This is a genomic window from Pseudoalteromonas sp. L1 (genome assembly GCF_021728095.1).
Lineage (GTDB): Bacteria > Pseudomonadota > Gammaproteobacteria > Enterobacterales > Alteromonadaceae > Pseudoalteromonas.
The window spans coordinates 170,232-183,177 of record NZ_JAKKCT010000005.1; the positions used below are offsets into that span (position 1 = coordinate 170,232).

Here is a 12,946-nt window from a genome sequence, read left to right on the forward strand (position 1 = left end):
AACGGTCTAACCCCAGCAAAATTGAGCCTTATTTTTTCAAAAAATGAGCTGGGCATTGTCATTCATACCCTCTATCGTCTTTGAAAAAATAAGATGAAAGTAAACTTATTGAGAATGAAAAAAGCCCTTGCTAACTCACTAATCTAACGTTAAAAAGATAAGCATTAGCAAGAAATAGTTAAAGATTAATCTCTCAAGAACATAGCAAATAAAAACATCTCGGCCTCATTCAAATGCCCAAAAACCAAACAATTGATAGTAAAAAAATCCAAGGGAATATACTGGTTGTACTTCCCAAGTTCATTGGCGATACAATTAATTGCACCCCAGCAATAAAAATGCTTAAAACACTTTACCCGAACAAAAAAATCTATGTGTTAGCACGCCCACATCTTGTTGAAATGCTATCTAGAGATAACTCGATTGAGGTTATTTCTGATAATCGCTTTGATACGCATCAGCCTTGCTCACTTTTAAGCCAAGCGAGTATATTAAAAAAAGCCAATATCGACTTAGCAATCATACTAAGAAATTCTCTTTCAGAAGCGCTCCTTTGTTTTGCAGCTAAGATTAAATATCGTATTGGCTATGCACAAAACGGACGTTCACCACTACTAACTCATACATTAAAGCTTAATAAAAATCACCATTATATTTACCGCTATTGCCGTTTAATAAACGAGACACATGGGTACCCTTTTTCAGAAATCCCCAATACCGAAGTGCAAGCTAAAAAGAGTCACTACATAAAACAGAATAAAAAGAAAAAGCTAGGTATTTACTTTGGTGGTAAAAATAAACGATGCCGTCATTACCCAGAAGATCTCGCAACTCAAACCTTGAAAAAACTCAGTGAAGAGCACCCTGACTGCGATTTTTATATTGTTGGCGATCCTTCAGAGAAGGATGAGGCTGAGCAGTTAGTCGCCAAACTTAATAATAGCAACGCGTCAATCACGAACCTAGCCGGTCAAACCTCTATGCTAGAAATGCTCGACTTAGTTGCGTCTTTAGATTTATTTATTACCATTGACTCTGGCCCTATGCATATTGCAGCCGCCGCAAACATCCCATTTGTGGTATTAGTCGGGTTAGGCACATCGCCTTGGAGTACTGTTGCCCCGAAGCAAAAGAATTACATTGCCTTGGTTGCCAACGGCCAGCAATTAATAGACAGTGAACTCATAAGAGACATAAAGCCTAGCCAAATTTGTGAGGCGGTTAATCAGCTAATTTAAATATTGATCACTTCTGAACGCATGGGCGCTAAACGCTCTAAAAGTGTGTTTTGCAGCCGTTGAGGTATTTGCTGCTCGTCCATTGCGTTTATTAAAAGCTCAACAACGCGGTTAAAGTCTTTTTCAGATATATTCATACCGGTATGAATATCAATCATCGAATCGCCTGTATAGCTGCAAGGCCCATCAGTCACTGAGCATAAATGTGAAATGAAGCCTTGACGAAAGTGCGCTACATTTGCTTGCTTAAAATACTCAAGAATCTTGCTATCGTGCCCGATCTGGTTAATAAAACTATCAACCAGCTTTTCTATACCTTGCTGTCCATCCAATTGTTGATAGAGGCTAAGCTGGTTTGTTGCTCTACACCCACTCAGCAATACCACAAGTGCAAAAACATAAAGAACATATTTCATTACCAATATCCTGTCACTGACAAATACCAACCTGTTTGATCATCTGCCCCCGCAATACGCCCTAAATCAAGCCATGCAGCAGTGACACTAATATCTTTATTAGGAAACCAAGCAATAAATATATCTTTCCAATCTTGTTCCGAAAGACCAAGATTATTACTTTTTTCACGGTACTCAATACCCACTGCCACCTGATGCGTTAAAAATACAGCACTGGACGCTTCAAATAACAATTTTTCAGCGCTGTTTTTACCCCCATATCCTAATAAGCCTAATTGGTTAGCCTCGCTGTAACGCACAGTGGTGTTCCAAAACCAATTATATCCAGCAAGTGCCCCTAAGTGGAGTTTACTTGCTGCAATATAAACATCGGTGCCTTTTGTATCCTCAGCGCCTAAAAGTGAAGCAACCGCACCGTTTTGTAGTTCCTTATGTTGCACTCCCAAACTTACTTGTGGCCATTCACTGTAAACAATATCACCATAAAGCCTTATTTTAGCCGCACTAATTGATTGTTCAATTTGAGTGTCCAATGCAGGCACATCAAATTGCTGCTGCGCATAGCTAAGTTCTACACGATCAAATAAGTTAAACTGCACGCCACACACATCTAAGCGGTAGTCAGTTACATCTGCACGACTACAAAAGCCGTTGATTGCCACTTCATCAGCGCTTGCATAACCTGCTAATTGCGCCCACGGTACTAACCCGCCTCCAGCACTTCCTTCGACTTGCGAAACACCAGGGGTTGCCAGCAACTTTCCCGTTGCAGCGAGACTTGAAGCCGCGCTAGCTAAATAATATAAACCCACAAACCATTTAAGATGCTTCATTGTATTGTGCTAACCATTGAATAAATTGTTCGGACTTGAGAGGTCGGCTTAGATAATACCCTTGTGCATAGTCACACTGTATTTGTGTAAGTAAATCAAGAGATGCTTCATTCTCAACCCCTTCTGCTACAACCGAAAAGCCGAGTTGATGGCCTAGGCTTACGGTCGATTGAACTATGTATTGATCTTGCTTAGATTGATCTAGCTTTAAAATAAAACACTTATCTAGCTTTAATTCATCAATAGGCAGCGATTTCAGACGTCCAAGCGATGTTTGCCCCACACCATAGTCATCCAAAGAAATCTTAACGCCTAAGCCTTTTAAATTTTCAAGCGCTTTTATTCCTTGCTCTTCATTTTCGATCATGTCGCGCTCTGTAAGCTCGATAGTGATTAAATGACCACTTAACTGGTGTGTTTTGAGTTGTTTAGCCAAATGAGAGTAGAAGCTCGGATAAGCAATATCCTGCGCCGACACATTAATAGCCGCCTGCATCGAAATGCCCATTTGCTGCCACTGCGCAACTTGTGAAACAACCGTCTTAACTACCCAAGCCGTTAACTCAACAATCACACCGGATTGCTCTGCTAAATCGATAAATAACTCTGGGGAAACCCATTGACCATCTTTACGTTGCCAACGAATCAGTGACTCAACTTTATCAATACATTGCGTTTTAATATTTAGCTTGGGTTGATAGGTCATAAAAAGCTGCCCGTCATCATCAAATAACGCTTGCTTTAGTTCATCTATAATAGCCAATCGTTCTAGGTGCTCTTCGTCCTCACCTTCTTGATAGTAGTGCACATTCTTTTGTTCAGATGATGCTGTATCAACGGCAATTAATACACGGCGCATTAAATCATCAGGCTTCACACCTTGCGACATACAATGAACTACACCAGTACTAAAGCGTAAGGTTATATTTAACCCTCGAATTAAATAGCCCACTTGTAATTGTGCCATTAACTCCATCACACTGCTTTTTAGTTGCCCTGCTTTTTGACTGGGGAATAAAGTTAAAAACTCATCGCCACCAATTCGAGCATTCACTCCACCAATCTGCTCTGAGTACTGACAAATTCGCTCTGCCACCGCTTTTAAGCATTCATCACCAATACGTGGGCCCAGTTTATCGTTAATATGTCGAAGGCCTCTGATATCAATTGCCACTAAGGTGTAATCAATTCCAAGTCCTAACAAAGACTCCATTTTTTCGAGCATGGCACTGCGGGTTAAAAAGCCAGTTAAAGAGTCATGACTTGCTTGAAAGCTGATTTGCTGCTCACGCTCTTTAATATCATTACCCATATTATTGAAAGCATCGATAAGTGTTGTAATCTCACTACTTTGCTTTTTGCCAACAAAGTCTGCTTGATAATTACCACGGGCAAATTGCTGCGCCAGCAATGTAAGCTGTAATAAAGGTGTCGTTAAATTTTTAGCTAAAAAGCCACTGGTCAACACCCCAATGAACACCGTAATAACCGCTAAAATAATGATAGTAAAAAAGAGTTGCTCAAATTCTCGGTAACTTAACGTTAAGTCTGCACTAAGTAATACTGTAACCTGATGCCCTGACAATGAGGGAAGTTGAATTATACGATTACGATAAACTGGCTTTTCCCCAAAAATCCGATGTGTCATTTTATTATTGAAATGTTCAAGTACTGAGCTTCCATAAAGGTCATCAGTGAGCGATGTTTCAACAACATCATCCTCTTGACCAATAAAGCTCACATCCATTGTAGTCAGGTTTTTCAACTCTTTAGCAACTAAGTCAGTAATTTTGAACCCAACGAGGCTGTATGCCACTGTACGAGGCGCTCTCACTGGCAGTAAGATCACCTGATATAAAGCTTTATCAATAATAATAAAGTTTGATTGCTCAGCATGCTTCAGCAGTTCACGCATTAAAGGGGTAAACTCATCAGAGGTATGATCTAACTCTGTATTTGCCGATACAAGTTGACCCGACAAATCAATTAACATCATTAAATCTGCGTTAATACGCCGACTGTGATTATTTAAAACGCTACTAATTGTGTCGGCATCTTGCGTGGCAATAGCTTGTTTAAAACCAAAATCAGCAGTCAGTACTTTCGCAGCCGTTAACAATAAGCTTTCTTTGGCGCTAAGGTACTGCTTGAACACATTCTCAGCAACATTGATATCTTCAACTAACTTTTGATTATTAAAACGATTTGTTGACCACCAAGAACTTAATAAACTCACCAGTGTGGTAAGTAAAACTAAACCCACGCATAGCGCAATAATTCGCCCTCTTAAACTATTAACCATTATTTACCTTAAACATCTCGCCAAATGTATTTCGTGGTGCAGGTTCCACAGTCTCAACAATAACTTCATAAAACTTTTTAGGAGATTGATTTACAATGAGTGACTGCTTAAAAGTAATATCGCTTACTTGGTTTGGGTGCCAAATAGTTAAACTTAGTGGATATATAACATCCTTAAGTGTTGCCATTCCCTGTTGATTTGTTTTTGTAGCCTGATGATTTTTAGCGACATAAATATAGCCGACCATTGAATCATGGATATTACAACCCAGTACCACAACACCTGAGGTATCAAATTTTTCAGGCTTTTCGGGTTGCCCCGCATACAGCTTTATATCAAAGACTTTAGCAGGCGAAAAAGAGTAAACATGATGACGAATATCATCACTATTAGGAAAATCCACTAACTGCCCTTGTTGAACAATCAGTACCGCAGGAGAAAATTGTTTATTAACTTGATCCATTACCGCGACTGGAAGAGGCGTAGATTCATTATTTTTTATTGCAACCTGCTCAATAACAGCGTCAGATAACGGATTACCTAGCTGGTCACGAACAACAAATGAAATATCCGCTGCAAACAAAGTTGAACTGGTAAAGAGTGCAAGACCACACGTCGCGCGAAGACAATGCGCAAATAAAAACATAGGTTGGTTCCTTGCTTAGCTTATTCTGCTAATTAGTATAGATTAATCTTGTGTTAAGTTAATGACTGAAAGCAGGAAAAGCAAGAAAAAAGCCAAGCAAACGTACCTAAAACATAAACTTGGCTTAAAAATAAGAAAGGCCTTGAAGGAATATTAGGCCTGAAAATGTGTTTAACTGTGTTTAATCAAACCGTATTCGCTGTCTAAAATAGCAATCACTTCACCACGCGGATCGCTTGGTATCGTTATTTTTTCGCCCACTATTTTACTTGCGATACCAACATAAGTATCAGACACTTCAAGCATTACAGATTCAGGTAATGTGTAATCTTTTGCTAATTGCTCGCGCTCACCCATGCGATCTTTATTTAACAATACATCGCTGTCTGGCACATTATAAATTAATAACTGGCGGAAACCTTCTTTTGAATTTTCAACTATTTTACCATCACGATAAGCAGGGCCATCCCAAATACGTGATGAATCAGGCGTGCCCACTTCATCAATATAAATAAGCTTGTCAGAGCCATCGATATCTTCTACATAACCAAACTCAAACTTGGTATCTACGAAGATTTGGTCAAGCTGCGCTAACTCATCACTAATAAGCTTAAAGCCCTCAACTAGCAATTGCTCATATTTAGCGACATCGTCTTCAGATTTAAAATTAAATACTGATAGATTATTAGTAATGTTTTCGCGGGTGATATTAACATCGTCCACCTCAGGAATTTCGGCAACACCTGTAATAATCCCTTTTGTTGATGGTGTAATAAGTACATCATCTAACTTTTGATTAGCTGTTAGACCTTCAGGCAAATCAATACCACAGAAATTGCGTGTACCTTTAGCGTAATCTCGCCACATGCTACCTGTAATATATTGGCGAGCAATGGCTTCAACTTTTACAGTGCTTGCTTTACGCACAATCCACACATATGGATGTGGAATATCAACAATGTGATTACCTGCAAGACCTGCTTTGTCAAATAACTTAAACCAATGTGATGCCACAGAGTTTAAAGCAATACCTTTACCTGGCACACCATTTAAACCATTTTCACCTTGCCAAATACAATCAAACGCAGAAATACGGTCTGAAATAACCATAATAGCTAGCTCGGTTCCCTTTGGAACTTGGTAACCTTTTTCATTAATTAAACGAGCGCTATCTTCATCAGTTAACCAATAAACTGAACGCACTTTACCACTGTGTACCGCACCTTTGGTACGGATCGGTAAATCATCGTTTACGTCTAAAACTTTATAGCTAGTCATGCTATCTCCGAAAGTATTTGGCATGCTCAAATGAGCACTTGTATGGGATTGGGGTTATGGCCGCCTATAATAATCTAGACGCTATGAAAGCTCAATCATTGCGCTACGATCCGCTTTTCAATTCTCATGACAAAATCAATAAACTTTAAATGTTCTGTAATTTTGCTGTCATAAACAAAACTTCGCTATAATAGCGCCCTCACAATAGGAGGTTTTCTTGGATTACTTAGCAGCTACCGCAGAAAAAAAATACTTAATGTATATTTCACAGAATTATTCATACGCCATCTTGCGCCCTCTACAGCAAGAAATTTTAGCTCATGGCGGTGAGGTTAAGTGGTTTCTAGAAGGAGATGAGGTTAACCCTGATTTTCTTCACCAAGAAGAGCAACGTTTGATGTCATTAAACGATGTAAAAGAATGGCAGCCCGATATTGTCTATCTACCAGGAAATATTGTTCCAAACTTTATCCCTGGTAAAAAAGTCAAAGTTTTTCATGGCTTTAATTCAGGAAAACGCGTTAATAATGGCCTAGATAATCATTTTAAAATTCGTGACTGTTTTGATTTATATTGCACTCAAGGGCCATCGACTACGACCACCTTTACAGAGCTTGCTCAGAAGCATGGCTACTTTCAAGTAAAAGAAACAGGTTGGCCAACACTGGATCCCTACTTTTCTGAGGTCGTAAATAACCCTTACGAAGATAAGCAAGATCCACGTAAAACATTACTCATTTGCTCGACTTTTTCTCGGCGTATCTCACTCGCTCCAAAGCTTTATGAACAAATTAAAGCATTTAGCGAGCAAGGAAAATGGCGCATTTTAATGCAGTTTCATCCTAAAATGCCAAGCGAACTCGTTGCGCAATATAAAGCGCTACAAAATGAAAACTTAACCTTTGTAGAAACCGACAATGTTCTACCGCTTCTTAAAGCAGCGGATGTGATGCTCTGTGATACCTCATCGATATTACTGATGTTTATTTTACAACGTAAGCCTGTGGTGACCTTCTGCAACCAAAACCCCGATGAGCATCTCGTTGACATTACAGATGCAGATAAAATCGAACAGGCCATCGATTATGCTCTCACAGAGCCCGATGAACTAATGGCTAAAATTGAACACTTCTGCCAACAGTTACACCCATATCAGGACGGCTTATCGAGTCAACGTGTACTTGCTGCCAGCAATGAATTACTATTGACGAATCCAGCACTTAAGCCAAAACCACGTAATTTTATTCGTAACCTCAAAATGCGTAAAAAGTTAAATTACTGGCGATGGTAACAACTTATAGGTCGTTATGATCACGCTTTCAAATGTGCTATTTAAGTGGCACTCACAACAAACGACGCCAACGATCAATATTGCACAATTGCAGATTGATCAAGGCGAACATGTTTTTCTTCATGGCCCGAGTGGCTGCGGTAAATCAACTTTGCTGTCTTTGCTTGCCGGTGTTGCTACTCCTAACAAAGGCACAATTGAGTTACTAGGCAAAGCAATAAACCAACTTAGTAATAGCCAGCGCGACCGTTTTCGTGCCGACCATATTGGTTATATTTTTCAAAACTTTAATTTACTGTCTTACTTATCACCCATTGAGAACGTAACATTAGGCTGCCAGTTTTCGACATCTCGCAAACATCATGCGCTTCAAAACAATGCTACTATTAGTGCAGAAGCGAGCCGACTGCTTACAGCGTTAGGGTTAACAGGCAGCTTACAGCATCAAGCTGTCGGTGAATTAAGTATTGGTCAACAACAACGTGTTGCAGCAGCCAGAGCATTTATAGGTAGTCCAGAAATCATTATCGCCGATGAACCAACCTCGGCACTAGACACACAAAACCGTCAAGCATTTGTGAAGTTACTGTTTGAACAAGCCACAGCCACTAATAGCACGCTCGTGTTTGTCAGTCATGATGAGACCCTGCGCAGCCTTTTCAAACGCAGCATTGACCTTGTTGAACTACAAGGAGGCAGACATGCTACTACTTAAACTTGCCGCAAAAAGCTTATTCAATCGCAAAGCCAGTGCTTTGCTTACGTTATTCACTATTGCTATTAGTGTGATGTTGCTCATGTCGATTGAGCGTGTTCGTATCGATGCCAAAAGTAGCTTTAGTAATACCATTTCTGGCACAGATTTGATCGTTGGCGCTCGCACGGGCGACATTCAATTGCTGCTCTCTTCTGTATTTCGTATTGGGCATGCTAATAACGGCGTCAGTTGGCAAAGTTATCAGTATATTGCAAAGCAACGGGGAGTAAGTTGGAGCATTCCACTGTCGTTAGGTGATAGCCATAAAGGCCTTGCGGTGCTTGGTACAAACAAGGACTACTTTACTCACTATCGCTTTGGTAAGAAGCAGCCATTAAGCTTTGCAAACGGCCATGAGTTTAATCACTTATTTGACGTTGTTCTTGGTGCTGATGTAGCCAAATCCCTTGGCTATCAACTGGGTGATAAGGTCGTGATTGCTCACGGCATGGGTAATACTAGCTTTCATAACCATGATGATAACCCATTTACCGTTGTTGGTATTTTACAAGCAACAGGTACACCCGTTGATAAAACCTTGCATATTCCACTTGCAGCGATTGATGAAATTCATGGTGGTCATAGTCATCAACATGAAAAAACCCACGACCACGACCACGACCACGACCACGACCACGACCACGACCACGACCAGCATGATGATGTCGATCTCATTGGCACACCAAAACAAATAACCGCTTTTCTACTCGGTTTTGATTCGCCACTGTACACCCTACAAGTACGCCGTAATATCAACCAATACAAAGAGGAGGCATTACTAGCCATCATGCCTGGTGTGACCTTACGTGAATTGTGGGAAATGCTCTCAATTGTCGAAAAAATATTATTACTTTTTTCAATTGTGGTGGTCATTATTAGTTTACTTGGCATGTTGACCAGCTTGCTGTCGAACTTAAATCAGCGTCGCAGAGAATTGGCTATTTTGCGCTCGGTAGGCGCTAGGCCTTGGCATATTTTTACATTGATAAGCGCAGAGTCATTACTCATCACTGGGCTAGGCTGCCTTGTTGGTGTCGCCTTGTTCTATGCTTTAATGCTATTCGGCGCAGGTTACTTGCAAAGCCATGCCGGAATAAGCCTTAATATAGCGCTATTATCGGCCTATGAACTTATGCTATTAGCTGCGATAATGTTTGCAGGTTTTATCGTTGGGTTGATACCTGCAACCCGCGCATATTTTTACTCACTTGCCGATGGCATGAGTATCAAAATTTAAGGAATTTTATGCAATTTTTTCAAAAATTTATTGCTGTTGCCATGCTTTTATCCTGCACGTTAGCAAATGCAGGCGAACCTAAAGAAATTTTTTGGGAAGACTTAATCCCACAAGGGCATGTACAAATTGACACCCAAGCACAAGCTAACCATGAGGGTTCAGAACAAAATTGGGTACAACCTGATTTAGATGCGCCGGTTGTTAAAGAACTAAACGGCCAATCAGTTAGTTTGCCTGGCTTTGTAGTGCCACTAGAGGGCGACAGCGAAGTAATAACTGAGTTTTTACTGGTGCCATATTTTGGTGCCTGTATCCATGTACCACCCCCGCCACCTAATCAAATTGTGCATGTCACAATTGAAGGGGGTGTGCCTATTGAAAGCCTATATGATGCAATCGTTGTTACAGGCGTGATTAGCACAGAAACTTGGTCGGGTGAAATTGCGCAAGTTGGCTATAAAATGAAAGCGGTCGGTGTCGCCCCATTTGAACTATAATTTAAAAGCACGCCGAGGCGTGCTTTTTTGATGGTTGCTTTCAGCGTCACTTTTGGCAATTAGAACAGTAAACCGTGCTTCTTTGCCCTAATCTAATTTCCTTTAATGGCTCTTTACAATTAACACATAGCTCGCCTTTGCGACCATAAACCAATAATTGCTGCGCAAAATACCCTGGCTTACCGTCACTTTGGGCAAAGTCTTTTAATGTTGTGCCACCTTGTGTAATAGCCGCTGCAAGGGTTTCTTTAATAATAGGCACCAATTGCTGATAACGCTTTAAAGACACCTTTCCGGCTTCTCGTTTAGGATGAATTCCAGCCTTAAATAGTGACTCATTGGCATAGATATTACCAACACCAACCACCACAGCGTTATCCATAATAAATTGTTTAATGGGTACTTTTTTGTTTCGTGACTGCTCAAAAACGCGCTCTGCAACAAACTCTTCTGTTAACGGCTCAGGCCCTAGCTTTGACAGCAAGGTATGGCATTCATTTGGCGCTTGCCATAAGCAAGCACCAAAACGACGAGCATCATTAAGCCGTAACGCTTTACCAGACGCTAAAATAAACTCAATATGGTCATGTTTTTTTAAAGGCTCAGTTGCATCCACAACACGTAAATTACCCGACATTCCTAAGTGCAAAATCACACTACCCAACTCACAACCGAGTAATAAATATTTTGCTCTACGCTCCACTGAGGTAACTTTAAGCCCTTGCAATTGATAAACATCATCAGGCACAGGCCAACGCATGCTGGCGTTATGAATATTTACTTTAGTCACTGTTTGGTTAAGCACATGCGGCGTTATTCCCAAACGGCTAACTTCAACTTCAGGTAATTCAGGCATCTATGACTCTCTTAAAACGGGTATAGCGGAAATAACTTAACGACATCGGCTTGCTCAAGCACAAACACCCGTTGTAACCGCTTATCCAATAAATAGTATTGCTGCTCAATGCTATATAACTGATATACCGCTGGCAATTGCTCACCAGCAAGCCATACAGAGGCAACATAATCCGCAGACGCCTTTGAAATTTTACTCACTGGCAGCGCTGCTATGGTTAATTGCTGGCGCTGCCAACGTTCGACTAATTGTTCGAGCATCTGTTCATCGGCTTGCCATGTAATGCTTTGTAACTTTTGGCTCCGCCACGAAGTACCTATGCGCTCAATTTTCAGTTCAGGAAAAGCCATTGCTAAAATAAAGCTTTGCTCAGGCAGTAGAGCTTGAACGCCCTCATTCACAGGGGGAGTATTGAGCTTTTTGTGCAAACCGTTAAAGAAAAAAATCATCAACAGCATCGAAATAATCACCACATTATTCCATGCTTTTCGGCTCAAACGCATCGTATCTTCCTCACTTTTCAATACCTTAAAGTGTAACTAAAAAGTCCATTAATTGGCAGTTGTAATTGATCAACAAAATTTCATGTCTGTTATATATCAATCTGTAGAGACTTTGCTAAAATATCCGCCAAATTTAAAGGAGTTCCGTCAATGTCAATGTATGTAGTGGGTCATAAGATCCCTGATTCAGATTCAATTTGCGGTGCAATTGCGCTTGCTTATTTAAAAAACCAAATCGAAGAACCTGCAATACCAACGCGTTTAGGTGAAGTATCGCCTGAAACACAGTTTATCCTAGATAAATTTGGTTTCGAAGCCCCTGAGCTAAAGCTTAGCTACGCAGGTGAAGACGTTTATATCGTTGACCATACAGAAAAAACACAAGCACCTGATGACATCGATGAAGCACGTGTTGTCGGTGTCGTTGATCACCACAAACTAGGCGATTTAACATCATCAACACCGCTTGAGTGTTGGATCCGTCCTGTTGGCTGTTCAAACACTATCATCAAAATGATGTATGACTTCTACAATGTAGAGATTCCAAAAGATATCGCAGGCATCATGTTATGTGCAATTTTAAGCGACACTGTAATCTTTAAATCACCAACCTGTACAACGGCTGACATCAAGTGTGTTGAAGCACTTGCTGAAATCGCAGATATCGAAGATTTTAAAGAGCTTGGCATGGAAATGTTCAAGGTGAAATCAGCGGTTGAAGGCACACCTGCACGCGACTTAGTCATGCGTGATTTCAAAGACTTCAACATGAACGGTAAGCTAGTAGGTATTGGCCAGCTAGAAGTGATCGACCTTGCTGTATTTGATGAAATCAAAGCAGATCTTGAAGCTGATATCGCAAAGCTTAAAGAAGAAGGCGGTCGCCACTCAGTATTACTCCTGTTAACTGATATCATGAAAGAAGGCTCTGAAATGCTAATTGCGTCTGATGACGTATCAGTAATCGAAGCTGCCTATGATGTTAAATCAGAAGATGGTCGCGTATGGTTAGATGGCGTATTAAGCCGTAAGAAGCAAGTAGTACCGCCACTACAAGACGCTTTTGCAAAGATCTAATCTTACGAAATAGAC

General features: G+C 40.6%; 13 protein-coding genes. 6 read left to right on the forward strand and 7 right to left on the reverse strand.

Annotation, left to right across the window (positions count from 1 at the left end; genetic code table 11):
- Window positions 1-338: 338 nt before the first annotated feature.
- Complete coding sequence (locus L3V38_RS15870; protein WP_237119987.1) at window positions 339-1,238, forward strand: glycosyltransferase family 9 protein; 900 nt, start codon at window positions 339-341, stop codon at window positions 1,236-1,238.
- Here L3V38_RS15870 and L3V38_RS15875 read toward each other — a convergent pair.
- The 5 genes from L3V38_RS15875 to L3V38_RS15895 all read right to left on the reverse strand — a co-directional run bounded on the left by L3V38_RS15875 (window position 1,235) and on the right by L3V38_RS15895 (window position 6,713).
- A complete protein-coding gene (locus L3V38_RS15875; RefSeq protein WP_237119988.1) occupies window positions 1,235-1,654 on the reverse strand; it encodes a group 1 truncated hemoglobin in 420 nt (139 codons plus the stop codon). The two genes, L3V38_RS15870 and L3V38_RS15875, sit on opposite strands and share 4 nt — an antisense overlap.
- Window positions 1,654-2,487, reverse strand: a complete 834-nt coding sequence (locus L3V38_RS15880; protein ID WP_237119989.1) for a DUF3034 family protein — start codon at window positions 2,485-2,487, stop codon at window positions 1,654-1,656. Before L3V38_RS15880 ends, L3V38_RS15875 begins: the two co-directional genes overlap by 1 nt.
- Window positions 2,474-4,789 (reverse strand): EAL domain-containing protein, encoded by a 2,316-nt coding sequence (locus L3V38_RS15885; RefSeq protein WP_237119990.1) that lies wholly within the window; start codon window positions 4,787-4,789, stop codon window positions 2,474-2,476. Before L3V38_RS15885 ends, L3V38_RS15880 begins: the two co-directional genes overlap by 14 nt.
- The gene (locus tag L3V38_RS15890; RefSeq protein WP_237119991.1) at window positions 4,782-5,435 is read right to left on the reverse strand and encodes a methylamine utilization protein; all 654 of its coding nucleotides are present in this window, start codon (window positions 5,433-5,435) and stop codon (window positions 4,782-4,784) included. The genes L3V38_RS15885 and L3V38_RS15890 overlap by 8 nt, the downstream gene beginning before the upstream one ends.
- A gap of 171 nt (window positions 5,436-5,606) precedes the next feature.
- Window positions 5,607-6,713 carry a phosphoribosylaminoimidazolesuccinocarboxamide synthase gene (locus L3V38_RS15895; protein WP_237119992.1) on the reverse strand — a complete coding sequence of 369 codons (1,107 nt, stop codon included), beginning with the start codon at window positions 6,711-6,713 and terminating at the stop codon, window positions 5,607-5,609.
- 217 nt (window positions 6,714-6,930) lie between these two features.
- Between L3V38_RS15895 and L3V38_RS15900 the strand changes: the two genes are divergently transcribed.
- Genes L3V38_RS15900 through L3V38_RS15915 form a run of 4 tightly spaced genes read left to right on the forward strand, consistent with a single transcriptional unit; the run spans window position 6,931 to window position 10,495 of the window.
- Entirely contained in the window at window positions 6,931-8,004 is a 1,074-nt protein-coding gene (locus L3V38_RS15900) for a CDP-glycerol glycerophosphotransferase family protein (RefSeq protein WP_237119993.1), read from the forward strand.
- A gap of 16 nt (window positions 8,005-8,020) precedes the next feature.
- Window positions 8,021-8,719, forward strand: a complete 699-nt coding sequence (locus L3V38_RS15905) for an ABC transporter ATP-binding protein (RefSeq protein WP_237119994.1) — start codon at window positions 8,021-8,023, stop codon at window positions 8,717-8,719.
- The gene (locus L3V38_RS15910) at window positions 8,706-9,998 is read left to right on the forward strand and encodes an ABC transporter permease (RefSeq protein WP_237119995.1); all 1,293 of its coding nucleotides are present in this window, start codon (window positions 8,706-8,708) and stop codon (window positions 9,996-9,998) included. Before L3V38_RS15905 ends, L3V38_RS15910 begins: the two co-directional genes overlap by 14 nt.
- A gap of 41 nt (window positions 9,999-10,039) precedes the next feature.
- On the forward strand, window positions 10,040-10,495 hold the full coding sequence (locus tag L3V38_RS15915; RefSeq protein ID WP_237120082.1) for a DUF3299 domain-containing protein: 456 nt from the start codon (window positions 10,040-10,042) through the stop codon (window positions 10,493-10,495).
- Window positions 10,496-10,541: 46 nt separating this feature from the next.
- Here the strand turns inward: L3V38_RS15915 and mutM are convergent, their stop codons facing one another.
- Together mutM and L3V38_RS15925 are read right to left on the reverse strand one after the other, a co-directional pair.
- Window positions 10,542-11,351 carry a bifunctional DNA-formamidopyrimidine glycosylase/DNA-(apurinic or apyrimidinic site) lyase gene (gene mutM / locus L3V38_RS15920; protein WP_237119996.1) on the reverse strand — a complete coding sequence of 270 codons (810 nt, stop codon included), beginning with the start codon at window positions 11,349-11,351 and terminating at the stop codon, window positions 10,542-10,544.
- Between the two features lie 11 nt (window positions 11,352-11,362).
- Window positions 11,363-11,854: a hypothetical protein gene (locus tag L3V38_RS15925; protein ID WP_237119997.1), complete on the reverse strand. Its 492-nt coding sequence runs from the start codon at window positions 11,852-11,854 to the stop codon at window positions 11,363-11,365.
- Window positions 11,855-12,004: 150 nt separating this feature from the next.
- Between L3V38_RS15925 and L3V38_RS15930 the strand changes: the two genes are divergently transcribed.
- A complete protein-coding gene (locus tag L3V38_RS15930; RefSeq protein WP_237119998.1) occupies window positions 12,005-12,931 on the forward strand; it encodes a manganese-dependent inorganic pyrophosphatase in 927 nt (308 codons plus the stop codon).
- Window positions 12,932-12,946: the final 15 nt, after the last annotated feature.

What these genes read in the sequence shown, in the direction of transcription:
- L3V38_RS15930 (WP_237119998.1), top strand. Translation starts at nt 12,005, where the DNA reads ATGTCAATGTATGTAGTGGGTCATAAGATCCCTGATTCAGATTCAATT.
- L3V38_RS15915 (WP_237120082.1), top strand. Translation starts at nt 10,040, where the DNA reads ATGCTTTTATCCTGCACGTTAGCAAATGCAGGCGAACCTAAAGAAATT.
- L3V38_RS15910 (WP_237119995.1), top strand. Translation starts at nt 8,706, where the DNA reads ATGCTACTACTTAAACTTGCCGCAAAAAGCTTATTCAATCGCAAAGCC.
- L3V38_RS15870 (WP_237119987.1), top strand. Translation starts at nt 339, where the DNA reads ATGCTTAAAACACTTTACCCGAACAAAAAAATCTATGTGTTAGCACGC.
- L3V38_RS15925 (WP_237119997.1), bottom strand. Translation starts at nt 11,854, where the DNA reads ATGCGTTTGAGCCGAAAAGCATGGAATAATGTGGTGATTATTTCGATG.
- L3V38_RS15895 (WP_237119992.1), bottom strand. Translation starts at nt 6,713, where the DNA reads ATGACTAGCTATAAAGTTTTAGACGTAAACGATGATTTACCGATCCGT.
- L3V38_RS15890 (WP_237119991.1), bottom strand. Translation starts at nt 5,435, where the DNA reads ATGTTTTTATTTGCGCATTGTCTTCGCGCGACGTGTGGTCTTGCACTC.
- L3V38_RS15885 (WP_237119990.1), bottom strand. Translation starts at nt 4,789, where the DNA reads ATGGTTAATAGTTTAAGAGGGCGAATTATTGCGCTATGCGTGGGTTTA.
- L3V38_RS15880 (WP_237119989.1), bottom strand. Translation starts at nt 2,487, where the DNA reads ATGAAGCATCTTAAATGGTTTGTGGGTTTATATTATTTAGCTAGCGCG.
- mutM (WP_237119996.1), bottom strand. Translation starts at nt 11,351, where the DNA reads ATGCCTGAATTACCTGAAGTTGAAGTTAGCCGTTTGGGAATAACGCCG.
- L3V38_RS15905 (WP_237119994.1), top strand. Translation starts at nt 8,021, where the DNA reads ATGATCACGCTTTCAAATGTGCTATTTAAGTGGCACTCACAACAAACG.
- L3V38_RS15875 (WP_237119988.1), bottom strand. Translation starts at nt 1,654, where the DNA reads ATGAAATATGTTCTTTATGTTTTTGCACTTGTGGTATTGCTGAGTGGG.